The organism is Pseudomonas sp. AK-TSAG1-1, assembly GCF_056821665.1.
Window position 1 is genome coordinate 4,996,498 of record NZ_CM165965.1, and the last position, 23,271, is coordinate 5,019,768.

Here is a 23,271-nt window from a genome sequence, read left to right on the forward strand (position 1 = left end):
ACATGAGACAAACTCACCGCCTTCGCCTCGATCACAAATTTTCTTCATGGAGCCATGCGGTGCTTGAAATCCGTCATCTGAAAACCCTGCATGCCCTGCGCGAAGCCGACAGCCTGGTCGACGCCGCCGACCGCCTGCACCTGACTCAATCGGCGTTGTCCCACCAGTTCAAGGAACTGGAGGAGCGCATGGGCATGCCGCTGTTTGTGCGCAAGACCAAACCGGTGCGCTTCACCAGTGCCGGCCTGCGCCTGCTGCAACTGGCGGACGCAACCCTGCCGCTGCTGCGCGCCGCTGAACGTGACATCAGCCGACTGGCCGGTGGCACCGCCGGGCGCCTGCACATGGCGATCGAGTGCCACAGCTGTTTTCAGTGGCTGATGCCGACCATCGACCAGTTCCGCGACGCCTGGCCGGAAGTCGAGCTCGACCTGGCCTCGGGTTTCGCCTTCGCCCCGCTGCCAGCCCTGGCCCGTGGCGACCTGGACCTGGTCGTGACGTCCGACCCCTTGGAAATTGCCGGCATCACCTACGTGCCGCTGTTCACCTACGAAGCGATGCTCGCAGTCGCCAACCAGCACCCGCTGGCGAGCAAACCCTATATCGTCCCCGAGGACCTGCTGACTGAAACCCTGATCACCTATCCGGTGGAACGCGACCGGCTGGACATTTTCACCCGCTTCCTGGAGCCGGCCGACATCGAACCGGCGCAGGTTCGCACCTCGGAACTGTCGGTGATGATGATGCAACTGGTCGCCAGCGGCCGTGGCGTCTGCGGCATGCCGCACTGGGCGCTGCACGAATACAGCTCGCGCGGCTATGTGAAGGCCAAACGACTGGGCGAGAAGGGTCTGTTTGCCACGCTGTACGCAGCGATCCGCGCCGACATGCTGGATGCGCCGTACATGCGCGATTTCCTGCTGACGGCCAAGGACACGTCGTTCTCGACGCTGGATGGGGTCAGCGCCGTACGCTGATGCTGCAAAGCAAAAGATCGCAGCCTGCAGCAACGCCACCTTCACCTGTGTGAGCGGGCTTGCTCGCGAAAGCGTCAAGTCAGGCAAAAATGAGCTATCTGACACACCGCATTCGCGAGCAAGCCCGCTCCCACAGGGGTTCAGTGTGAAATCAAAGTTCGCGCCACATGTGAATCTTGTCGAAGTAGTCTTCGCCTACCCGAACCGCGAGCGGCTCAAGCCCGAACTGGATGAAGCCGCAGCGCTGGTACAGGTTGAACGCGGCGTCGTTGCCGGCGGTGACGGTGAGCTGGATGACTTTCAGCGCAGGATGATTTTGCGCTTCGGCCAGGGCGGCCTGGACCAGTTCATGGCCCAGACCGCGCTGACGAAAATCGGCTGACACGTACATACCGAACAGGGTGGCCTTGTGGCGTGCCTTTTCCCGGGGCTCGAAGGCCAGGCCAACGATGCCGGCCAGCACTCCGGCCTCGAATGCTCCCAGTACCACATCGAGCTTGCTGCTCAGGCGCCCTTCCCACCAGCTCAACGGCATCACCGCGCGCTCGCGCACGCTTGAGGTGAACGCCTGTGGATGGCGATCGTAAGCCTCCAGCATCAATTCGCGGTAGGCCAGCGCGTGGCTGGCGTCGAGCCGTTCGATCCACATGCTCAGGCCGTCCTGCGTTGTTCCAGCATCAGGCGCACAGCCAGGGCACCGAGCACAAAGCCCATGAAGTAGCGCTGGATTGCCAGCCACGTCGGGTTGCGCACGAACCACGAGGCAATGCCTGCCGCAAACAACGCGATCAGCAGATTGACGCTGAAACTGACGCTGATCTGGGTCAGGCCGAGGATGATGCTCTGGGTGAACACCGAGCCGTGTTCGGGGGTGATGAACTGCGGAAACACCGAGAGGTAGAACACCGCGATTTTCGGGTTCAACGCGCTGGTGAGAAAACCCATGGTGATCAGTTTGCGCGACGAGTCCGGCGGCAATTGCTGCGCTTCGAATGGCGAGCGCGCACCGGGTTTGATCGCTTGCCAAGCCAGCCACAGCAGGTACAGCGCGCCGGCCCACTTCAGTACTTCATAGGCCATCGGCACCGCCAGAAACACCGCGGTCAAGCCGGCAGCCGCGGCGAACATATGCACGAAGAATCCACTCACCACGCCGAGCAACGAGGTGACCCCGGCCTTGCGCCCCTGACAGATCGAGCGCGAGATCAGGTAAATCATGTTCGGCCCCGGCGTCAGTACCATCAACAGCGCGGCGGCAGCAAAAATCAGCAGGTCTTGAAGCGGGATCATGGATGACGTCCTGTGCGTGGATGATCAGGCGGTTTCGCTGAGCGAGGCTCGATAAAACGGCAGGATCAGGTCGCGTGTCAATGGCGCCAGCACCAGACCACCGTCAGTGGCCGGATCGATCCAGAGCACTTCCTCGATTTCGGCAGCCGGAGTCACATCGGTGTCGATAGTCAGTTGAAAGATCTGGGCCTGAACAACAAACCCCGGCTCGTTGGCGGCGGGCGCCGAGAACTGGCCGAGAAAAGACGCCTGCGCCGGATCGATCTGCAGGCCCAGCTCTTCCTCCAGCTCACGGGCCAGCGCGTGCACCGGCAACTCATGCGCTTCGATCTTGCCGCCCGGTTGCATGAACGCCGTGGTGCCGCGCTTGCGCACCAGCAGGGTCTGGCCTTCAGTGTTGAGCAACAAGGCGGCGGCAATACGGATAAGACGTGGAGGTGCAACGGATGCAGAGGTCATGGGTCAGCCACCGGCCTGGAAAAACCGCAAGGATCCCATGCCCGCCCAAGGACGTCACCTCGCAGATCACTCCCCCAGGGCCTTGAGCGCGGCTTCAACCTCCTCCGGCACTTTGACGAAAATCTTGTACTTGCCACCCTCCATGGCTTCGAAAGCAATCAGCTTTCCCACCAACAGTGCGCTGAGGATCTTGCCGGCATTGAGCAGCAACATGCCGTTATCGGCATTCAGGTTGCGCGCCAGAATCATCCCTGCGGCCAGATCCCGAGTGGTCAGCACCTTGACCGATGGATCGGCCAGCGTGACGTCGCTGAGGAATGCAGCACACACCTGAATGAAATCTTCGACCAGATCAGGATCGTACAAACGCCCGGCGTACTGACGCAGGTACAGCAGCGCTTCGTCGCTGTTCATCTGCCGTTCGAGGATCAAGCCACGCTGCAACTCGACAAAATCCACCGCCAGTTTCAGCAGGCGTGAACCGAACGGAATACCCTCGCCCTTGAGCCGGTCGGGAAACCCGCTGCCGTCCCAGCGTTCCTGATGATGCAGGATCAGACGAGCCGCATCCTTCATCGGGTCCAGCGTCATGAGCAACGATTCGCTCTGCTTCGGGTAACTGCGATAACGCTCGCGATCGGTATGGCGCAGCAAATCCGAGGGCGTGACCATCATGCCGTCGGTCCAGCTCAGCTTGCCGACGTTGTACAACGCCGCGGCCATGGTCAGGTCGCGGCTGGTGGCCTCGTCCAGGCCGTGCTGTTTGCAGTAGCTGCGCACCAGTTCGATGATCTGCCGGTTGGTCTGCTTGGCAGGTGGTAAACGCAGATTGGCCAGCAGCGAGAACACTTCAGTGCCGGTGACATAGCTGTGTTTGAGCTCTTCGTAAGCCAGATCGAGCATGTCGGCGGTTTGCTGCAGTTCGGCCGTGCGCGCCGCCACATGCTTTTCCAGGGTGCTGTTGAGCAATTTGAGCTGATCGTTCTGCACCTGGGTCAAGCGCTCCAGACGCTGGCGTTCCTGCTCGGAATGCTGGTGCTCGAGGGACTGACGCAGGATCAGCACCAGCTCCTCGTCATTCCACGGTTTGCTGATGTAACGGTGAATTTGCCCATCATTGATGGCTTTGATGATCGCCCCCGGGTCGGCATAACCGGTGAGCATGATCCGCGCAGTCGCAGGATATAGCTGACGGACATGGGCCAGTAACGAAGCCCCGTCCATGCTCGGCATGCGCGCATCGCTCATCACCAGGTTCACCGGCTGCTGCGCGAGCATGTCGAGCGCCTGGGCACCACTGGTGGCCAACAGAACTTCATAGGGCTGACCGCGCAGCAGGCGGCGCAGGCTGTTGAGGATCGATTCCTCGTCATCGACCAGCAGCACCGTCGGTCGATGCGTCGGCAACGGGGCGGATTGCTCTTCCATGGCATGGCCTCAAGCGAAAACAGAGGTTAACGACGCACCGACCGACCGCCGCACTGGCCCGCACCTGAGTCAAAGGCTAGATGAATTTTCAGTGCATTCACGCAAATCTTCACTCGGGGCCCAACGCGCAGTAACGAGGGGCCGACTATGCTGAACACGGCGCAGGACTCCATCGGCTGTCGAACAGGCAAATGGCGAGGGAAAAGGATGCCCCGGATGACCACAGCACGCCTCTTCGTGGGGGGTGCGACATGAACCTGCCAATCGCGCAGATCAATCGCCGCGTGCTCATCGTCGACGACAGTCCGGCGATTCATGGCGATTTCGCCAAGATTCTCAGCCCGGTCATCCCCGGCGACGATGGCTTGGGCGAAACCGAGAATCTGTTGTTCGGCAGCCCATCCGCCAAACAAACCCAACACTTCGAACTGGACTCGGCTTTTCAGGGCCGCGAAGCGCTGGACAAACTCGAAGCCGCGCTGGCTGAAAACCGCCCGTACGCCATGGCCTTCATCGACATGCGCATGCCACCAGGCTGGGATGGCCTGGAGACCATCGAACGGCTGTGGCAAGTCGACCCCAAGCTGCAAGTCGCGCTGTGCACGGCCTATTCCGACTATTCCTGGGAAGACATCGACCGGCGTCTGGCCCTGAACGACAGGCTGCTGATCCTGAAAAAGCCCTTTGACGCGATCGAGATCCGGCAGATGGCCAGCGCCCTCACGGTCAAATGGCAAATGACCGAAGACGCCGAACTGAAGATGAACCTGCTGGAAAACGCCGTGCAGGAGCGCACCCGCGAGCTGTCCGACGCTAACATCATTGTGCAGAACAGCCCGACCATCCTTTACCGGTTGCGCGGTGATCCCTCGTTTGCCCTGATGTACATCTCTCACAACATCACCCGTTACGGGCATGTCGCCGCCGACCTGGTGCGCTCGCCCAACTGGGCTCAGGAACTGATTCATCCGGACGATCAGGCAAGCGTCGATGCCGCCATGGCCCGAGTGCTGGATCGGCATGCGTCGGGCGCTTCCATCGAATTCCGGATGCGCACCGGCCAGGGAACCTGGCGCTGGGTGGAGAACCGCTACATCCCGGTGCGCGATCATGATGGCCGACTACTGGAAGTCGAAGGCATCATTCTCGACATCACCGAACGTCGCGTGGCCGAGGACAAACTGGCGTTGCTGGCCCGCTCCGATGGCCTGACGGGCCTGGCCAATCGCGCCACACTGATCGAACGCCTGCATCAGGCGTTTGCCGCCGCGCGACGGGGCGCCATGCCGTTTGCAGTGTTTTATCTGGATCTGGACCACTTCAAGCGGATCAACGACACCCTGGGACACCCGGTTGGCGATCTGCTGCTGCAGGAAGTCGCCCGGCGCATCAAGTTCGGCGTGCGCGAAAGCGACGTGGTGGCGCGCCTGGGCGGCGACGAGTTCGCCATCCTGCAACTGGACGTCAGTGACCCGACCCAATCGGCCACGATGGCCGCCAACATCCGCGACACACTGCTGGCGCCCTACAACCTGGCCGGTAATGCGCTGCACATTTCAGTCAGCATCGGCATCAGCAGTTACAGCGACCTCAGCCTCGATGCCGACAGCCTGCTCGGGCAGGCCGATATGGCGCTGTACCGCGCCAAGGAAATGGGCCGCAACCAGTATCACTTCCACTCTGAGGAGATCTCTCGGGAAGTGGCCGAGCGCATGACCCTCGTCAGCGAATTGATGACCGCCCTTGAAGGCAATGAGCTGCGGCTGCATTACGCGCCAGAAGTTGATCTGCACAGCGGCAGGATTCTGGGCATGGAAGCGCAAATCCTTTGGCAACATCCCCGTCTCGGCCTGCTGCCGGCATCCGAATTCGTGCCGATAGCGGAGAAAACCGGCGCGATCATTCCTCTCGGGCGCTGGGTGCTGGATCACGCCTGCCACCAGATGCATCTGTGGCGTAATGAAGGGGTGGCGCCGCCGGTGATGGCGATCAAGATTTCCCTGGCGCAACTCAAAAGCGGCCCGGAACTCATCTACAACGTGCTGCGCACCACCGCCCGCTGGGAACTCGCCCCCTGGGATCTGCGCTTCGATGTCACTGAAGCCACGCTGGCCCAGACCAAGTGGACGCACAACGATGCATTGCCGCGCCTGCGTGAACTGGGCGTGACCATCGCCATCGATGATTTCGGCACCGAGTACTCCTCGTTCGATTACCTGAAAACCTACCGGGTCAATCACCTCAAACTGGCCCAGAGTTTCATCGACAGTGCGACTCAGGATGTGACCGGTGCCAACGCGCTGCGCGCCATCGTCAACTTCGCCCGGGATCTGAATATCGGCATCATTGCCGAAGGTCACACGCCACTGAGTCGGCAGGATACCCCCAACGCCGGGGCTCCGCTGCCCAGCGCACAAGGCCTGTATTTCAGCGAGGCGGTCAGCGCCGAGCAGGCTGGACGACTGCTCAAGGACGGCCCCCGTCCGACTCCCTCCCCGAAGGAGGATGAGGCATGAAAGCCCCCTTTCCCCAGACCAACCGCCGCATCCTGATCATTGATGACACGCCAGCGATTCACGATGACTTTCGCAAAATCCTCGCCCCGCTGGCTGAGGACCAGGCCGATCTGCATCAACTGGAACAGACGCTGTTCAGTACCCGCCAGGCGCCACACTTGAGCTTCCAGCTCGACTCTGCCTATCAGGGTCAGGAAGCCCTGGCCCTGGTCAAACACGCGCTGGCCAGTGGCAGCCCCTATGCGCTGGCCTTCATCGACATGCGCATGCCGCCCGGCTGGGACGGCCTGGAAACCATCGAGCAACTGTGGCGGGTCGATCCGAACCTGCAAATTGCCTTGTGCACCGCCTACAGCGACTACAGCTGGGAGGCGATGGCCGAACGGCTGGAGTTCGGCGACCAGTTGCTGATCCTGAAAAAGCCGTTCGACAGTCTGGAAATCCGCCAGATGGCCAACGCCCTGACCTGGAAGTGGCAACTGGCACAGGATGCGGCGTTGAAGATGCTCAGCCTGGAGCGAACCATCGAGGCGCGGGTGCATGAATTGCTCAAAGTCTCGCACCTGCTGCAATACGACAGCCTCACGGGGCTACCCAACAGCACCCTGCTGGGTGATCGCCTTAGCCAGGCCCTGGCCGTGTGCCGGCGCCATGACAAACAACTGGTGGTGATGTTTCTCGGCCTGGATCGCTTCAAACGCATCAACAATGCGCTGGGCCATCCGGCGGGCGACGAGATGCTCAAGCGGACCGCGCGGCAACTGTTGTCCTGCGTGCGTGACTCGGACTCGGTGTTTCGCTACGGCTCCGACGAATTTGTGGTGATCCTCGGCGACATCAACCACCCGCAGCAAACCCATGGCATCGCCGAAAAGCTGCTCGCTGCCATTCGTCTGCCGCAGACGATTGCCGGCCATGACGTCAGCGTCAGCGCCAGCCTGGGCATCAGCATCTATCCCGATGACGGACTGGAGGCGATCGAGCTGATCAAGAAGGCCGAGACCGCGATGCGCAACGTCAAGGAGCACGGCTCCGACAACATCGGCTTCTTTATCGAGGCCATGAACCAGCACGCCAGGGAACAGCACAGCATCGAATCGGGCATTCGCCGCGCCCTGCACGAGCATGAATTCGTCCTGCACTATCAGCCGAAAATCGAGCTGCGCACGGCCACAGTGGTCGGTGCCGAAGCGCTGGTGCGCTGGCAAAAACCGGGGCATGGCTGGGTCTACCCTTCGGACTTCATCCCGGTGGCCGAGGACAGCGGCCTGATCGTGCCGCTGAGCAAATGGGTCCTGGCTGAGGCCTGTCGTCAGACCTGTGCCTGGCAAGCGGCCGGGCTGCCTTCGATTCGTATGTCGGTCAACATGTCGCCCATCGATTTTCGCCAGCGTGACTTCGTCGAAGGCGTCGAGCGCGTGCTCAAACAGACAGGTCTGGCGCCCGAATGGCTGGAGCTGGAAATCACCGAAGGCGTTCTGATGCAAAACGTCGACGCGACGATGACTGCGCTCAATCACCTGAAGGCGCTGGGCACCCATCTGGCCATCGACGACTTCGGCACCGGCTATTCCAGCCTGAGCTACCTGCGCCGGTTTCCCATCGATGTGCTGAAGATCGACCAGTCGTTCATTCGCGGCCTGAGCGACGACCGCAACGATGCCGCGCTCGTGAGCGCCATCATCAACCTGGGCAAGGATCTTGGGTTGAAGGTCATCGCCGAGGGCATTGAAACCGCCGAACAACTGGCCTTTCTCCAGGCGCATCACTGCGAGGAAGGTCAGGGCTACTTTTTCAGCAAAGCCCTGCCGGCAGACGCGTTTGCTCGCTTGCTGGCCGGCACCGAGCCTGCGCCGTGGACGATTTGATCAACACCTTAAACCGGCCTTGAGTCAGGGAGACGATTGCCGATGAGCCTTTTCCACCACGCCATGGCGTTGCTGCTGTGCGGACTCTGCGCCGGGGCCAGTGCCGATCCGCTGGACGAGCCCCTCAAACCCTTGCCCGGAGTGCCGCAGCAGGATGCCCGGCGCGTGGAACTCGGGAAGCGGTTATTCCACGAGCCACGGTTATCGATCAACAACACACTGTCCTGCGCCAGTTGCCACCAGCTGGACAAGAACGGTGCCGACAGCCGTACCTTGTCGCTGGGCTTCGACGGCAAACCGGTGGCCGTCAACACGCCGACCGTGTTCAACGCCGCCCTCAACTTCCGCCAGTTCTGGGATGGCCGCGTCGAGACGCTGGAGGAGCAAAGCAACGTCGTCATCACCAGTCCGCATGAAATGGGCAGCGACTGGAGCACCGTTATCGAGCGGATCGCCAACGACCCCGACTACCATCGCGATTTCGCCGCCACCTACCCGGACGGCGTGACCAAGGCCAATGTCCAGCAGGCGCTGGCCAGTTTCGAACGCACCTTGCTGACGCCCAACTCACGCTTCGATCAATACCTGCTGGGCAACACCGACATCCTCACCCTGGAGGAGAAGTACGGTTACCAGCGCTTCAAGGAATACGGCTGCATCGCCTGCCATCAGGGGGTGAACATCGGCGGCAACATGTTCCAGAAGTTCGGTGTGTTCGGCGATTACATTGCCGACCGCGGCAACCCGACGGTGGCCGATCAGGGCCGCTTCAACGTCACCGCCGACGAAGCGGACCGGACCGTGTTCAAGGTGCCGAGCCTGCGCAATGTCGCGATCACCGCACCGTATTTGCACGACGGTTCGGCGGCCACTCTGGAACAGGCCGTGGATGTAATGTTCAAGTATCAGTTGGGACGCGTACCGAGCGATGAGGACAAACGACTGATCATTCTGTTTCTCACGACTCTCACCGGCCAATGGGCAGGCAAGCCATGATCAACATCTCGCGGCGACGCAGCCTGTTGTTACTGACCCTGGTCGCCCTGGCGCTGGCCTCGATCCTGTTGTTTCTGTACTTCAAATCCAGCTCCGACCAGACCATGACGTACACCGAGTCGCGGGATCTGATCCGGCAGATCAAACAGCAGAATTCGCAGTGGGAAAACGAAATTCTCAAGGCCCGCGTGGCACTCACCCACAACTACGACCCGCTGGTCTCGCCGATGAACGAGATGAACCGGCTTTGGGAGCGCTTCGACGCGATAGAGTCCGGGCATGGTCGCAACGACTCGGCGCAATGGAACGACGCGCACGAGGGCTACCTGCAGGCGATGCAGGAAAAGACCCGTCTGGTCGAACAGTTCAAATCGCACAACGCACTGTTACGCAATTCCCTGGCCTTTTTGCCCACCGCTGAAGACGACATCCAGGAGCAACTGGCCAACCTGTCGGACCTGGATAAGTTACAGCTGCAAAACATCACCACCGATACCTACGACCTGCTGCTCAGCGCACTGGAGTTCGCCCAGGTCACCTCCGACGACAGGGCCGCCGACATCGAGGTCGGCCTGAACAAACTGAAGGTGAACGCACAACGCCTGCCGCCAGCCTTTCAGACCCCGGTCATGATCATGAGCAACCACATCACCCTGATTGCTCGCGAGCAGCCACTGGTCAATCAGTTGCTCGAAAGCATCGAAAACATTCCCGTGGCCGACCGCCTCGACAACATCACCACCATGCTCGATCGCGATCAGCAGCGCGCCGATCTGGTCGACCGCCAATACCACTTCTATCTGCTGCTGTTCTCGGTCCTGTTGATGCTGTCGCTGGTGTGGCTGGGCATCCGCCTGATCGGCAGTTTCGCCGAGATCAACCGGGTCAATAGCGCCCTGCACACCGCCAACGATGCCTTGGAGCAACGGGTCGAGGAGCGTACCCGGGAACTCAGGGATGCCCAGAGCGAACTGCTCGGCGCAGCTCGTCAGGCCGGCATGGCGGAAATCGCCACCAACGTGCTGCACAACGTCGGCAACGTACTCAACAGCGTGAACATCTCCAGCGACCTGATCGCACGCAAGCTACGCACCAGCAAGGCCCAGGGCCTGGGCAAAGCCATGCAACTGATCAACGAGCATCCGCATGACCTCGGTGCGTTCCTCAGCGAAGACGCCAAGGGCAAATTGCTCCCCGGCTACCTCAACCAACTGGTGGGCGCGATTGCCCAGGAACAGCAGGAAGTGGTCGACGAGTTGAACCAGATGAACAAAAGCGTCGATCACATCAAGGACATCGTCGCCACCCAGCAGTCCTATGCCGGCGCCAACAGCATGACCGAACCGCTGTTCATCAACGAATTGCTCGAAGACGCGTTGCGCATGAACGCCGGGGCCCTGACCCGGCACCATGTCACAGTGGTCCGCGAGTACGCCGACGTGCCGCAGGTGATGGGCGACAAACACCGCTTGCTGCTGATCCTGATCAACCTCATCAGCAACGCCAAATACGCGATGTCCGACCTCAGCAACCGCCCCCGCACCATGACCCTGGCGGTAAAAATCGCCGATGACAGCTTTCTCGAAATCAGCGTCAAGGACGATGGCGAAGGCATCGCGCCGGAAAACATGACGCGTATCTTTGCCCACGGTTTCACCACCCGCAAGGAAGGCCACGGCTTCGGTCTGCACAGCTGCGCCCTGGCCGCCATCGAGATGAACGGACACCTCACCGCGCACAGTGATGGTCCGGGTAAAGGTGCGTTGTTCACCTTGCAGATTCCCCTGATCAGCGTCACGGAGAACGCATGAGCGAGCTTTCGAACCGCCGCATTCTGCTGATCGACGACATGCCGTCGATTCATGAAGACTTCCGCAAGATTCTCGCCCCGGATGCCGCGCATTCGCTGGAACTGGACGAAATGGAGGCCGCATTGTTCGGTGCACCGGCACGCCCCCAGCGCCCGCTATTCGAGCTCGATTCCGCCTACGGCGGCGAAGAAGGTCTGGGCAAGCTGGTGCAGGCCTTGCAGGAACAACGCCCCTACGCGCTGGCCTTCGTCGACATGCGCATGCCCGATGGCTGGGATGGCGCGAAAACCATCGAGCATCTGTGGCAGCAGGACCCGCTGTTGCAAGTGGTGGTCTGTACCGCCTACTCGGATTATTCCTGGGATGAACTGCTGGAGCGTCTGCAAGCGCATGACCGCTTGCTGATTCTGAAAAAGCCGTTCGACAACATCGAAGTGCAGCAGATGGCCAACACCCTGCTGACCAAATGGCAGATGACGGAACGGGCCTCGTTGCAGATGCATCACCTGGAACATCTGGTCGATCAGCGCACCGCCCAGTTCAAGCAGGCCAGCGAAGAGCTGCAGCGAGAAATCGATGAACGCAAGCAACTGGAAGGTCAGCTGGTGCAGTCGGAAAAACTCGCTTCACTGGGCCAACTGGCGGCGGGCGTGGCCCATGAGATCAACAACCCGATTGGCTTCATCTCCTCCAACCTCGGCACGCTGGATGGCTACTTCAAACAATTGCTGAGCCTGTTCGATGCGTTCCAGACACTCGGGCACGCTTTGGACAACGAGTCCGTGGCGCGGCTTGAGCAATTGCGCCGAGACATTGATCTGGATTTTCTGCTCGAAGACATCCCGGTGCTGATCCGCGAATCCAAGGAAGGCATAGGCCGGGTCGGACAGATCGTGAAGGACCTGAAAGACTTCTCCCGGGTCGATACCAATCAGCAATGGCAGTGGGCCAATCTGCAACAAGGCATAGAGTCGACCCTGAACATCGTCGCCAGCGAACTCAAGTACAAGGCCGATCTGATCAAGGAGTATCAGCCACTGCCGGACATCGAGTGCCTGCCGTCACAAATCAATCAGGTAATCATGAACCTGGTAGTCAACGCGGCTCAGGCCATGGGCCCCGAGCGCGGCACCATTACCTTGCGCACCGGGCAACAACAGGACACGGCCTGGGTGGAAGTCGCCGACACCGGCGCGGGGATCGCGCCGGACATCCTGCAAAAAATCTTCGATCCGTTTTTCACCACCAAACCGGTCGGCCAGGGCACCGGGCTTGGCCTGTCCCTGTCCTACGGCATCGTGAAAAAGCACGGTGGCGACATTTCGGTACGCAGCGAACCGGGCGTGGGCACGACCTTTCGCGTCGAATTGCCGATGCGCCAGAGCCGGCCCGCGGCCTGAAGACGCCTCAGGTCGCTTCCTGGAAATCCATCTCCGGCGGCTGACGACGAAAGCCGCCGGTAAGTACCGCCAGATACACCACGCCCACCGCCAGCCAGCTCAGGCCCAGATACACCGCCAGGTGATCCAGGCTGACCATCAGCCACAAGTCCGCCACCAGCCCGATAAACGGACACACCAGAAACAGCAGCAGTTCGCGCGGGCCTTTTTTCTCGCCACCGATCCAGTAATGGAAGATCACCGACAGGTTGACCAGGCTGAACGCCAGGAATGCGCCGAAGTTGATGAACGAAGTGGACGTGGTCACGTCAAGTTTCAGGGCCAGCAACGCCACCACCGCACACAGCAGGATGCTGTTGACCGGTGTACCGAAGCGCGCGTGCAAGGTGCCGAAAAACGACTTGGGCAACACGCCGTCGCGGCCCATGGCAAATAGCAGGCGTGAGCCGCTGGCCTGAGCGGACAACCCCGAGGCGAACTGGCCGACGATCAGGCCGATGAGGAAGATCGAGACGAACAGATCGCCGCCGATATTGCGCGCAATTTCATAGGCCGCCGAGTCGACGCTGTCGAACTGGAACGACGGGTGCGCGATCTGCACAAAGTACGACACACCGACGAAGATCAGACCGCCGATCAGCGTGATCAACATGATCGCCAGTGGGATGGTGCGGCGCGGGTCACGGGTTTCTTCGGTCAACGTACTCACGGCGTCGAAACCGAGGAACGAATAGCAGGCAATCGCCGCGCCGCTCATGATCAGCGGCATCTGCATGTCGCCGTTGAAGAACGGTTTGATCGACCACAGCGGCGTACTCGCATCGCCCCCCACGTAGTGCACGCACAAGGTGACGAAAGCGATCAGCACCAGAAACTGCACCAGCATCAGCAAGGCGTTGATACCGTTGGCCAGTTTCAGGCCAATGATGTTGATCGCACTGGTGATTCCAATGAAGGCCAGCACCCAGATCCACTGCGCAATCGAGGGGAACGCCGACCCCAGGTACGCCGCGCCGATCAGCCAGATCGCCATCGGCAGAAACAGGTAATCGAGCAGCACCGCCCAACCGGCGATGAAGCCAAGTTTAGGGCTGATCGCCTTGCGCACGTAGCTGTAGGCGGAACCGGCGACCGGGAACGCGGCGGCCATGCGTCCGTAGCTCATGGCGGTGAAGAACATCGCCACCAGTGCTGCCAGATAGGCGGCCGGGACCATGCCGGCGGTGGATTGAGCGAGGATGCCGAAGGTGCCGAGAACAATGATCGGCGTCATGTAGGCGATGCCGAACAGCACCACCGACCCTAATGACAGGGTGCGTTGCAAACGAGCCATGAGCGACTTACTCCGAATTTTATTGGATTTATGGCAGAGCCGAGTTCGGCGAATGTTTCGGGTACGTGTGTTGTTGTTTTTGGATCAAACAGGTGTGTTGTCTGGGCGGGCCTCTTCGCGAGCAGGCTCACTCCTACAGGGTGTACGCGGTCGATGCAGGAGTGAGCCTGCTCGCGACAGGGCCGGTACAGTCGATGAAAAAAATCGGATCAGCGCGAAGGAATCAGCAACTCACGCAAACCGCAGGCGTGCGCCAGCACCTCCCCCGGCAGCTTCAAGCGCTGGTCATCCAGATAGCGGTAATCCTTGCGCGCAATCTCCAGTTGAGCGAAATCCAGCTCGACGCTGAACTGCCCTTCTTCACGCCCGGCCTCGAACAGCAACGTCCCCAGCGGATCGACCAGCGCACTGCCGCCGGCGAACATCAAGCCGTCATCCCCGGCCTCGACGCGGTTGACCATCAGCGCAAACGCCTGATTCTCCTGGGCGCGGGCCATGATCGCGGTACGGTGGGTCGGCGCGTACGGGTCCATGTTGCCGTTGGTCACGATCAGCAACTCGGCGTCCAGTTGCGCCAACGCACGGGCGGACTCGGGGAATTCGATGTCGTAGCAGATCAACAACCCGACCCGTACTCCGTTCCACAGGCACGTGGCATAGCGGTCGCCGGCCTCGAACACGCCGCGATCCGAGGCCCAGAGGTGGGTCTTGCGGTATTTCAGGGCAATGCCTTCGGGGGTGATCAGCAGCGTGGTGTTGTAGAAACGACCGTTGTCGTTCTCGGCCATGCCGATCACCACGCCGATGTTGCGCTGGCGGGCGGCGGCCAGCACGGCGCCGACGGTCGGGCCGTCCACCGGCTCGGCGATCTGCGCCACAGTGTCGGCGGTCGGGAAGCCCATCAGGTGGGTTTCCGGGAACACGATCAATTGCGTGTCGGCAGCACACGCCGCAATCGCCGCGAGGGCGCGTTCGAGGTTGTACGCCGTGTCTTTGTCACGGCCCGCCAGTTGGGCGAGTTCGACTTTCATGAAGATTCCTTGTGATGAGCATCGGGCGCTGAAAGATTGCCCGGTGGCTGTCTGTGGGCCAGTATGCGCAGCAAGCAACCGGTCAGGGAATCACGCGGCCGGGGTAACCCGATAGGGGTAGATCCATGACCGTTTCGTTTGATGACATCACCTGGCACCGCGCCGTCGGCCAACTGATCGACGCGCTCGACAAGCCCAATTTCTGGGCGCAACTGGTGCGCCTGCTCGACCAGTACGTGCCGTTCGATAGCTGGGTGGCGCTGCTGTTCAGCGCCGATCAGCACCCGCAGGTCTTCGCCGAATGCCCTGGCGAGGACGGCAGTCCCGACCAATTGTTTCAGGATTATCTGCGCGGGTTGTATCTGCTCGACCCGTTCTACATCGCCTGCCGCGAGCAGTCGCGCACCGGGTTGTACCGCCTGTCCGAGGTGGCGCCGGAGCATTTCGAGCTGACCGAGTATTACCAGCGATACTTTCGTCTGAATGTGGTCGCCGACGAAATCCAGTTCAATTGCCAGCTCGAAGGCGAACGCACGCTGTGTCTGTCGCTGGGCAGTGAAAAACGTTTCACTGGCGAACAGATCGCTTTGCTGTCTTTGATCCAGCCGTGGGTGCTGGGCCTGTTGCGCCAGCGCCTGCCGTACGAGATCAACGAAACCGTAGCCCTCGCTGCCGTGCCTGCACCGGCCGACTGGCGGGTGCAACTGGAAGCGTCGGTGCAGCAACTCAAGGGCGCGCAACTGACCGCCCGGGAGCTGGATGTCGGGCGTTTGATGCTCAGCGGTTGCTCCAGTAAAGAAATCGCCCGTAAGCTGGAAATCTCCGTAGAAACCGTGAAAGTCCATAAGAAACACATGTACAGCAAGCTGGGAATCAAATCCCAGTCCGAGCTGTTTTCGATTTTTCTCCAGGCACAAAATGCCTGACTGCAACGTGCAACAGCTTTTGTGGGAGCGGGCTTGCTCGCGAAGAGCCCATCACTTCCAACATTGATGCATCTGGCACAGCGCTTTCGTCGGATCGCCGCCCGGAGCAAGCCCGCTCCCACAGGGGACCTGCGTTGCTGAATTTATTGAGTCCGAACCCAAGGAAACCGTATGAGCCTGTCACTCCTGAGCCGCTACGCCTTCTTTGCCGTCTGCGTGATTTTCACCCTCGCCAGCCTGCCCTTTCTCGACCACGACTGGCTGTGGCCGATCACCGCCGTCACCGGTGTGCTGAGCCTGCTCGGTCTGTTCGACCTGATGCAGAGCCCGCACGCAGTGCGCCGCAACTACCCGATCCTGGGCAACATCCGCTATCTGGTCGAAGGCATCCGCCCGGAAATCCGCCAGTACCTGCTCGAATCCGACAGCGATGCCCTGCCCTTCTCCCGTGCCCAACGCTCACTGGTGTACTCGCGAGCGAAGAATGAAAGCGCCGACAAACCGTTCGGCACGCTGATCGACGTGTATCAGTCGGGCTTCGAATTCATCGGCCACTCGATGCGCCCGGCGCCGTTGAGCGACCCGAACAGTTTTCGCGTCACCGTCGGCGGCCCGCAGTGCACCCAGCCGTATTCGGCGTCGGTGTTCAACATCTCGGCGATGAGCTTCGGCTCGCTCAGCGCCAATGCCATCCGTGCGTTGAACCAGGGCGCCAAGCTCGGCAACTTCGCCCATGACACCGGCGAAGGCAGCATCAGTCCGTATCACCGCGAAAACGGCGGCGACCTGACCTGGGAGCTGGGCAGCGGCTACTTCGGCTGCCGCACCAGCGACGGCCGTTTCGACCCGGAGCGCTTCGCCACCCAGGCGCAGAACCCGCAGGTGCGGATGATCGAAATCAAGATGAGCCAGGGCGCCAAACCTGGCCACGGCGGGATTCTGCCCAAGCACAAGGTGACACAGGAAATCGCCGACACCCGCGGCATCCAGATGGGCGAAGACTGCATCTCGCCGTCACGCCACAGCGCGTTTTCCACACCGATCGAGATGATGCATTTCATCCAGCAACTGCGTGAACTGTCCGGCGGCAAGCCGGTGGGCTTCAAGTTCTGCCTCGGTCATCCGTGGGAGTTCATGGGCATCGCCAAGGCCATGCTGGAAACCGGCATCCTCCCGGACTTCATCGTGGTCGACGGCAAGGAAGGTGGCACCGGCGCTGCGCCCGTGGAATTCACCGACCACATCGGCGTGCCGATGCGCGAGGGCCTGCTGTTTGTCCATAACACCCTGGTCGGCCTGAACCTGCGCGACAAGATCAAGCTCGGCGCCAGCGGCAAGATCGTCAGCGCCTTCGACATCGCCAGCGTGCTGGCCATCGGCGCCGACTGGGCCAACTCGGCGCGCGGCTTCATGTTCGCCATCGGCTGCATCCAGTCGCAAAGCTGCCACACCAACAAATGCCCGACCGGCGTCGCCACCCAGGACGCCCTGCGCCAGCGCGCCCTCGTCGTCCCGGACAAGGCCCAACGCGTCTACAACTTCCACCGCAACACGCTCAAGGCACTGGCCGAAATGCTCGCCGCCGCCGGCCTGGAGCATCCATCGCAACTGTCGGCCAAACATCTGGTACGGCGCATGTCGGCGACTGAAATCAAACTGTTCTCGCAGCTGCATGTGTTTCTGAAACCGGGGGAATTGCTCACTGGGGAAGTGAACGGCGAGTTCTATTCGCGGATGTGGCAGATGGCGCGGGCGGACAGTTTTGAGCCGCAGGAGATAGCGGCAGCTTAAGCATGGAATTTGTGCCGCCCCGTGCTGGGGCCGGCACTGATTCTGGAGTAAACAGGTACGCTGAAATATCCCCCCCATACAAGGTGAGCGAAGGCGCCCGATCTTTCGCGAAAAGCGGTCTGTCTGCAGACAGGTCACTGTCCGTAATCCACCAGATTCTTTGGCTGCGACAGTCCAGAACTGTCACGCCATCCAAATAGCTGCTAGCGACCGGATCATTGATCAGGCTAAAGACGCCACGGCGAGTGAAGCGCAAAAAATCATCTATCGAAGAATGGATTTCAAACTTTGGATTAATTGAAGTGTTGCTGTAATAGGCAAATGTCGGAAACCAGAAAGGATTGGACATGATGATCTCATCCTTCGGGCGAACCACTTGATTTAACTGCAATATCAATTGGGAGAACCCCGACTCTCTACGCGGATCCGTTCCATTCAATCCATCGGTTTGCCGATATATTTCGGTCAGACCACACAGTTGCCCAACGATGAAAAACACTAATGCCGCACTGGCCCACAGCGGCCAGCGTCGGAATAAAACATCCAGCGCCATACCTGTAATCATCGCCAAAGCAGGTGCTGTAAACACCAGATATCGCGGTACAAATAACGGAAGAAACAGGGCAATCAGATAAAGAACTGTCACCGGAACGAAGAAGTAGCCGACCAGCAATACACGGAATCGCCGCTCACCCGAGTTGCCCACAACGGCAATACAAGCGCACAGCAGCATTAACGCAAAGGGCAACAAGTGCCAAATCGACTGCTTCGAAGAGTCATCGCCCATCACGGTGAACTGCCAGACGAGACTCAAAGCCCCCTGAAGAGTCGCAGGCTTGATCCAATCCAGAGTGGTCGTATCCGCAAGCTGGTTGAGCAAAGAAGGAACCCAGGGCAAATACCAGAACACAACAGCGCTGTTAACAATCAACCAGCGATCAGCCGCAATGGCGGTTCCGTTACCGGTCACTCGGCTCTGCCACCAGAACAACCAATGCACCAGTACGCATAGCCCTGCAAAGTAATGGGTATAAAACGCAGCAGTCATGAGCAGTACATAAACCACCGCGTAGCGTTTTTGCTCTGGCGCCCTCGCCCAACACACCAGTGCCACGGTGGCGCTCATCAGCAAGAAACCAAGCAGGGCGTACATCCTGACTTCCTGGCTATAACGCACAGAAATCGGCAGCAGCGCCAACAGCAACGCGGCGATCCAGGTGGCCCGGCGGGTCGCAATCAGGCTCATCAGCTTGATGCAAAGCAACAATGTGCCGACATCTGCCAGCACACTGAATGCACGAGCCGCCAATGGAGAATCGCCCCACACGATCCCCCAGTAATGCAGCAATACATAGTAGAGCGGCGGATGCACATCCAGCGCAGTCATTGCCCAGATGCGTGTCGGCGTTTCTCGCGCCAGCAGCAGACTGTAGGCCTCGTCATACCAAATAACCGGAACGGTGATTGAGTAGAACCGCACGCCCAGCGCAATCACCAGAACGGCCAGCAGAGCGAGCCGATCGATGCTCGCTGACGCACGCGCTGCGTTGAGCAAAGGAACGGCCAACAAGGGTTTCATCGTTGGCCACGAAACAGCAAAAAGCGGAAAAAGCAGTAACCCAACGTCAGGTTCAGCGCAGTGAACACCGTCACCGTCAGCAAGCCATGCCAGCCACGCATATCGGCAATCGAGCCGATGCCCAAGCTTGCTCCCGCCATCAAACCGATAAACAGCAAATAGCCGAACACCGACATCTTGCTGTCGAAGGTGTAGAGCATGTTCACGTAAAACGAGAACGCCGCCGCCATACAGAATGCGGCGAAGTTACTGGCGGCCTGGGTCAGTCCGACAGCGCTGCACAGGACGAAAAACACCTGCCAGTGGATAAGCGCATCGGCCATTCCAATCACTGTCAGCGCAGGAAATCCTTTCATTGCAGTTCCTTGCCATGGCTTCGTCCGGCTGACTTTCGAAACTAGGGCATGGCACGTGAGCGGTCTACTGTCAGAAATTACAGGTGGGGGGGTGGATTACGACGGGTGGTAAGTCTTACCACTGCAGCAACCTGCCGTGCGGCGGTTCTTTCATGACGATGAAAGCGTAATCGCCAATCAGATAAATCCGGTAATACAGGCTGTCCACCAATGCGGGGAAACCCTGATAGCCAACGTGGGTGGCATTGCGTCGTTCGCGCTCGACGACCACGTTGGTGATGCCCGCTGACGGCAGGTTTTCCGCGAGGACGAAGTAATCGACGTTGAGCAGATAGTGGAGGACCGGCAACCGTTTGAAAGAACCGGCCGCGCTGACCAGCCAGCGATCGGAGTAGCTCACCGACAGGTAAATCCGCTTGGCCTCGCGCAGCTCGCGATGCTCGGCAATGTCGTGGCTCAGGCTGTACAGCGCGCTGTCGGTGAAGGTTTTTTGCAGGGTCAGCACCCGGCCATACGCAAAGGACAGCGAGAGTGCCGCCAGCAGCGGGATCATCAGCAGCAGCGGCAATCGACGGTGCCCCGGTGCCAACGCCAGGTGTGCCAGATAGAACAACCCGACCAGCAACACGCCGAACCCCATCAGGGTCCGCGCACCTTCATTGAAATCACGAAACAGCAGCGTGATCCCGGGCACCAGCAATATCAGCATCGGCAACGTGATCAAGCACGCCAGCAGGGTTTGCCAAAGCGGCTGCCGCCCAGATCGTGCAAGCCGCACGCACCCCATGAGCGCGCACAACACCAGTACGGCGAACACCCACGGGTAGCCGCCGTGAAACAACAGCGCGACTTTTCCCGCTATACGCTCAAGGTTGATGCCGATCTGCAGCAGTGGCTGGCCGTCGAGGGTCAGCAGCTCGGTTTTGCGCAACGTGTCCATGAACGGATAGGCCGTGACGCTGTAGATCAGAATGCCCAGGCCCAATTGCGCGAATTTCCAGCCCAGCATCTGCAGGATCTCCGGCCATCGGGTTGGCCGGTGAACGGCACTGAGCAGTTCCACACAACACAGGCCGACAAATACATTGAGGCTGATCTGATAAAGACCGATCGCCAACGCCAACAGCGCCGATGGCACCAGCCAGCGCTGTATCCGTGACGCGCTATCGAACGTGATCGCGTAGATCACCGCGACCATGCTCAGGGCCATGATCGGGCCGTCGTATTGATAGGACAGGTTTTGCAGCAGGAACGGGTTGTACCAAAGCGGCAACGGCACCAGACAACAGGCCAGCGTCGGTTCAGCGAAGTAGTGAACAGTCAGGCGGCTCAGCGCCAGACTCATCCCCACAGTGGCCAGCAGCAGCGGCAAGGGAAAAATATTCGGTGCGGCGCCGGTGAAAGTCAGCGCCTGATAGAACCAGTCGGCAAACAATCGCCCCTGCCCGGCCCAAGCGTTACCGGCGGCCAGCGTGCGCCAGTTGTCGTCGATGTAGGGGAAGTCGGCGAGGATCAGTGGCAAGACGTACAGCAGTGTTGCGAACAGGAAGAACAGCACGACCTGCCGCTGGCTGAGCTCTCGTTCAAGAAATGCGCTGGTCCTCATGTCTGCGCCTCTGTTCACGGCTGCGCGAGATTGCAAAGTGATACAGGTTTGAGCCTTGCAGCGGGCTTTGTATCGCGCTTTCAGACCGGCGGTTAATACACGGGTGACGCCCATGAAAAAGCCCCGAACCAATGGCCGGGGCTTCGTTGTTGCCGCGCGCTCGACTTACGACATCGAACGTACCGCGCCCTGCGATTCACCGGTCGGTTGCAGCTTGAACACGTAGAACAACACGGTCAGCAGCACCAGGAACACCGGCCCCACATACAACGCCACGCGGGTGTCCGGGAAGTAGGCCATCAAGCCGACCACCAGCACCAGGAACGCCAGCGCACAGTACGAGCTGACCGGGTACAGCCACATCTTGTACTTCAGGCCGGCACGTTCGCTGGCGCTCAGGCCTTTGCGGAATTTCAGTTGCGCCAGCAGGATCATCACCCAGGTCCAGATCGCGCCGAAGGTGGCAATCGACGTCACCCAGACGAAGACTTTCTCAGGCACCAGGTAGTTGAGCAGCACGCCGATCAGCAAGGCGAAAATCGACAGCAGCAGCGCGCGACGTGGCACGCCATTGGACGTCTTGGCGAAACCGGCCGGGGCCTGGCCGTTCTGCGCCAGGCTGTAGAGCATGCGTCCGGTGCTGAAGATGCCGCCGTTGCACGACGACAGGGCCGCGGTGATCACCACGAAATTGATGATGCCGGCGGCAGTCTTGATGCCCAGACGCTCGAAGGTCATCACGAACGGACTGCCCTGGGTGCCAATCTCGTTCCACGGGTAGATCGACAGGATCACGAACAGTGCGCCAACGTAGAACAGCAGAATGCGCCAGAACACCGAGCCGATTGCATCGGGAATGGTCTTCTGCGGGTTCTTCGCTTCACCTGCCGTCAAGCCGATCATCTCGACACCGAGGTAGGCGAACATCACCATCTGCAGCGACATCAGCACACCGGTCACACCGTTGGGCATGAAGCCGCCGTGCGCCCACAGGTTGGAAATCCCCAGCGCGACGCCGTCGTTGCCGAAACCGAACGCGATGATGCCGACGCCACCGATCACCATTGCGATGATGGTGACGATCTTGATCAGGGCGAACCAGAATTCGAATTCGCCGAAGGCTTTCACCGCGATCAGGTTGATCGAGCCCATGCTGATCAGTGCCGCGAGCGCCCAGATCCAGCGTGGTACGTCGGGGAACCAGATGCCCATGTACACGGCGACGGCGGTGATTTCCGCGACGCAGGTCACCAGCCACAGGAACCAGTAGTTCCAGCCGGTGAGAAAGCCCGCCAGCGGGCCGAGGTAGTCCTGGGCGTAGCGGCTGAACGAGCCGGCCACCGGGTTGTGCACAGCCATTTCACCCAGGGCGCGCATGATCACCAGGATCGCCAGACCGCCGAGAATGTAGGACAGCATGATGGCCGGACCGGCCATTTCAATGGCCTTGGCCGAACCCAGGAACAGGCCGACGCCGATACAGGCACCGAGCGCCATCAGGCGAATATGCCGTTCACCGAGTTCGCGTTTGAGCGGGCCGCCGTGAGCGGTCTCGCCATGGGGCAGGTGATTGCCGACTGGCATAGGGATACAACCTCGTCTTGTTATTGGATATGACCACCGAGTGTCGAAGCCTCGACCGATAGGCCGGAGCTTCCCGAAACCGCGCCAGCCTCGTGGGCAAACGCGTCTCGCAGGTCCCAACCTGCAAGATCAGCGGGGCGTGCAGTATAAAAAGCCAATGACAGGGCTTTTCACTATATAAATCACAACATTCAGCGTTAAGTCTCGGCAATAAGCCGGTTTGCGGAGAGATATTACCTGATACCCGTAGGAATATTCACCACAAAAAAAGGCCGCCGAGTATTGCACGACAATGGTGCACCGTCATGCCCCTGCGTGGG

General features: G+C 60.2%; 18 protein-coding genes. 8 read left to right on the forward strand and 10 right to left on the reverse strand.

Annotated elements, in window-relative coordinates:
• Window positions 1–59: 59 nt before the first annotated feature.
• Window positions 60–977, forward strand: a complete 918-nt coding sequence (gene metR / locus AC1UK9_RS22550; protein WP_025112411.1) for a transcriptional regulator MetR — start codon at window positions 60–62, stop codon at window positions 975–977.
• Between the two features lie 151 nt (window positions 978–1,128).
• Here metR and AC1UK9_RS22555 read toward each other — a convergent pair whose 3' ends face one another.
• The 4 genes from AC1UK9_RS22555 to nosR form a co-directional block, all read right to left on the reverse strand.
• Window positions 1,129–1,626: a GNAT family N-acetyltransferase gene (locus tag AC1UK9_RS22555; RefSeq protein ID WP_482578528.1), complete on the reverse strand. Its 498-nt coding sequence runs from the start codon at window positions 1,624–1,626 to the stop codon at window positions 1,129–1,131.
• Between the two features lie 2 nt (window positions 1,627–1,628).
• Complete coding sequence (locus AC1UK9_RS22560; RefSeq protein WP_482578529.1) at window positions 1,629–2,267, reverse strand: LysE family translocator; 639 nt, start codon at window positions 2,265–2,267, stop codon at window positions 1,629–1,631.
• A 24-nt stretch (window positions 2,268–2,291) separates the two neighbouring features.
• Window positions 2,292–2,726, reverse strand: coding sequence for an NUDIX hydrolase (locus AC1UK9_RS22565; RefSeq protein ID WP_482578530.1), 435 nt, complete (start codon window positions 2,724–2,726; stop codon window positions 2,292–2,294).
• A 66-nt stretch (window positions 2,727–2,792) separates the two neighbouring features.
• The gene (gene nosR / locus AC1UK9_RS22570; protein WP_482578531.1) at window positions 2,793–4,154 is read right to left on the reverse strand and encodes a response regulator c-di-GMP phosphodiesterase, NosR family; all 1,362 of its coding nucleotides are present in this window, start codon (window positions 4,152–4,154) and stop codon (window positions 2,793–2,795) included.
• Between the two features lie 251 nt (window positions 4,155–4,405).
• Between nosR and AC1UK9_RS22575 the strand changes: the two genes are divergently transcribed.
• The 5 genes from AC1UK9_RS22575 to AC1UK9_RS22595 are packed head-to-tail and all read left to right on the forward strand — an operon-like array spanning window position 4,406 to window position 12,745.
• On the forward strand, window positions 4,406–6,670 hold the full coding sequence (locus tag AC1UK9_RS22575) for an EAL domain-containing protein (protein WP_482578532.1): 2,265 nt from the start codon (window positions 4,406–4,408) through the stop codon (window positions 6,668–6,670).
• Window positions 6,667–8,538 carry a putative bifunctional diguanylate cyclase/phosphodiesterase gene (locus AC1UK9_RS22580; protein ID WP_482578534.1) on the forward strand — a complete coding sequence of 624 codons (1,872 nt, stop codon included), beginning with the start codon at window positions 6,667–6,669 and terminating at the stop codon, window positions 8,536–8,538. Before AC1UK9_RS22575 ends, AC1UK9_RS22580 begins: the two co-directional genes overlap by 4 nt.
• 42 nt (window positions 8,539–8,580) lie before the next feature.
• Window positions 8,581–9,534 (forward strand): cytochrome-c peroxidase, encoded by a 954-nt coding sequence (locus tag AC1UK9_RS22585; RefSeq protein ID WP_482578535.1) that lies wholly within the window; start codon window positions 8,581–8,583, stop codon window positions 9,532–9,534.
• Complete coding sequence (locus AC1UK9_RS22590; protein WP_473013469.1) at window positions 9,531–11,345, forward strand: DAHL domain-containing protein; 1,815 nt, start codon at window positions 9,531–9,533, stop codon at window positions 11,343–11,345. Before AC1UK9_RS22585 ends, AC1UK9_RS22590 begins: the two co-directional genes overlap by 4 nt.
• Entirely contained in the window at window positions 11,342–12,745 is a 1,404-nt protein-coding gene (locus AC1UK9_RS22595) for an ATP-binding protein (protein ID WP_473013470.1), read from the forward strand. The genes AC1UK9_RS22590 and AC1UK9_RS22595 overlap by 4 nt, the downstream gene beginning before the upstream one ends.
• 7 nt (window positions 12,746–12,752) lie before the next feature.
• On the opposite strand, the gene AC1UK9_RS22600 is transcribed toward AC1UK9_RS22595, so the two are convergent.
• Window positions 12,753–14,078 (reverse strand): APC family permease, encoded by a 1,326-nt coding sequence (locus AC1UK9_RS22600; protein ID WP_482578536.1) that lies wholly within the window; start codon window positions 14,076–14,078, stop codon window positions 12,753–12,755.
• A gap of 209 nt (window positions 14,079–14,287) precedes the next feature.
• Window positions 14,288–15,109, reverse strand: a complete 822-nt coding sequence (locus AC1UK9_RS22605; protein WP_482578537.1) for a carbon-nitrogen hydrolase family protein — start codon at window positions 15,107–15,109, stop codon at window positions 14,288–14,290.
• Between the two features lie 125 nt (window positions 15,110–15,234).
• Here AC1UK9_RS22605 and AC1UK9_RS22610 point away from each other — a divergent pair, with 125 nt between their 5' ends.
• Window positions 15,235–16,035, forward strand: a complete 801-nt coding sequence (locus AC1UK9_RS22610; RefSeq protein ID WP_482578538.1) for a helix-turn-helix transcriptional regulator — start codon at window positions 15,235–15,237, stop codon at window positions 16,033–16,035.
• A gap of 171 nt (window positions 16,036–16,206) precedes the next feature.
• On the forward strand, window positions 16,207–17,826 hold the full coding sequence (locus AC1UK9_RS22615; RefSeq protein WP_473013473.1) for an FMN-binding glutamate synthase family protein: 1,620 nt from the start codon (window positions 16,207–16,209) through the stop codon (window positions 17,824–17,826).
• Here the strand turns inward: AC1UK9_RS22615 and AC1UK9_RS22620 are convergent.
• From AC1UK9_RS22620 to AC1UK9_RS22635, 4 genes are all read right to left on the reverse strand, one after another.
• Complete coding sequence (locus tag AC1UK9_RS22620; RefSeq protein WP_482578539.1) at window positions 17,735–19,405, reverse strand: glycosyltransferase family 39 protein; 1,671 nt, start codon at window positions 19,403–19,405, stop codon at window positions 17,735–17,737. The two genes, AC1UK9_RS22615 and AC1UK9_RS22620, sit on opposite strands and share 92 nt — an antisense overlap.
• Complete coding sequence (locus AC1UK9_RS22625) at window positions 19,402–19,761, reverse strand: GtrA family protein (protein WP_473013475.1); 360 nt, start codon at window positions 19,759–19,761, stop codon at window positions 19,402–19,404. Before AC1UK9_RS22625 ends, AC1UK9_RS22620 begins: the two co-directional genes overlap by 4 nt.
• A gap of 115 nt (window positions 19,762–19,876) precedes the next feature.
• The gene (locus AC1UK9_RS22630; RefSeq protein WP_482578540.1) at window positions 19,877–21,367 is read right to left on the reverse strand and encodes a glucosyltransferase domain-containing protein; all 1,491 of its coding nucleotides are present in this window, start codon (window positions 21,365–21,367) and stop codon (window positions 19,877–19,879) included.
• A gap of 165 nt (window positions 21,368–21,532) precedes the next feature.
• The gene (locus AC1UK9_RS22635; RefSeq protein ID WP_025112421.1) at window positions 21,533–22,951 is read right to left on the reverse strand and encodes an amino acid permease; all 1,419 of its coding nucleotides are present in this window, start codon (window positions 22,949–22,951) and stop codon (window positions 21,533–21,535) included.
• Window positions 22,952–23,271 lie beyond the last annotated feature (320 nt).

Excerpts from the sequence above, each read along its gene's own strand:
- AC1UK9_RS22635 (WP_025112421.1), bottom strand. The coding sequence starts at position 22,951 with ATGCCAGTCGGCAATCACCTGCCCCATGGCGAGACCGCTCACGGCGGC.
- AC1UK9_RS22595 (WP_473013470.1), top strand. The coding sequence starts at position 11,342 with ATGAGCGAGCTTTCGAACCGCCGCATTCTGCTGATCGACGACATGCCG.
- AC1UK9_RS22560 (WP_482578529.1), bottom strand. The coding sequence starts at position 2,267 with ATGATCCCGCTTCAAGACCTGCTGATTTTTGCTGCCGCCGCGCTGTTG.
- AC1UK9_RS22585 (WP_482578535.1), top strand. The coding sequence starts at position 8,581 with ATGAGCCTTTTCCACCACGCCATGGCGTTGCTGCTGTGCGGACTCTGC.
- AC1UK9_RS22630 (WP_482578540.1), bottom strand. The coding sequence starts at position 21,367 with ATGAGGACCAGCGCATTTCTTGAACGAGAGCTCAGCCAGCGGCAGGTC.
- AC1UK9_RS22625 (WP_473013475.1), bottom strand. The coding sequence starts at position 19,761 with ATGAAAGGATTTCCTGCGCTGACAGTGATTGGAATGGCCGATGCGCTT.
- nosR (WP_482578531.1), bottom strand. The coding sequence starts at position 4,154 with ATGGAAGAGCAATCCGCCCCGTTGCCGACGCATCGACCGACGGTGCTG.
- AC1UK9_RS22605 (WP_482578537.1), bottom strand. The coding sequence starts at position 15,109 with ATGAAAGTCGAACTCGCCCAACTGGCGGGCCGTGACAAAGACACGGCG.
- AC1UK9_RS22590 (WP_473013469.1), top strand. The coding sequence starts at position 9,531 with ATGATCAACATCTCGCGGCGACGCAGCCTGTTGTTACTGACCCTGGTC.
- AC1UK9_RS22555 (WP_482578528.1), bottom strand. The coding sequence starts at position 1,626 with ATGTGGATCGAACGGCTCGACGCCAGCCACGCGCTGGCCTACCGCGAA.
- AC1UK9_RS22620 (WP_482578539.1), bottom strand. The coding sequence starts at position 19,405 with ATGAAACCCTTGTTGGCCGTTCCTTTGCTCAACGCAGCGCGTGCGTCA.
- AC1UK9_RS22600 (WP_482578536.1), bottom strand. The coding sequence starts at position 14,078 with ATGGCTCGTTTGCAACGCACCCTGTCATTAGGGTCGGTGGTGCTGTTC.
- AC1UK9_RS22575 (WP_482578532.1), top strand. The coding sequence starts at position 4,406 with ATGAACCTGCCAATCGCGCAGATCAATCGCCGCGTGCTCATCGTCGAC.
- AC1UK9_RS22565 (WP_482578530.1), bottom strand. The coding sequence starts at position 2,726 with ATGACCTCTGCATCCGTTGCACCTCCACGTCTTATCCGTATTGCCGCC.
- AC1UK9_RS22580 (WP_482578534.1), top strand. The coding sequence starts at position 6,667 with ATGAAAGCCCCCTTTCCCCAGACCAACCGCCGCATCCTGATCATTGAT.
- AC1UK9_RS22615 (WP_473013473.1), top strand. The coding sequence starts at position 16,207 with ATGAGCCTGTCACTCCTGAGCCGCTACGCCTTCTTTGCCGTCTGCGTG.
- AC1UK9_RS22610 (WP_482578538.1), top strand. The coding sequence starts at position 15,235 with ATGACCGTTTCGTTTGATGACATCACCTGGCACCGCGCCGTCGGCCAA.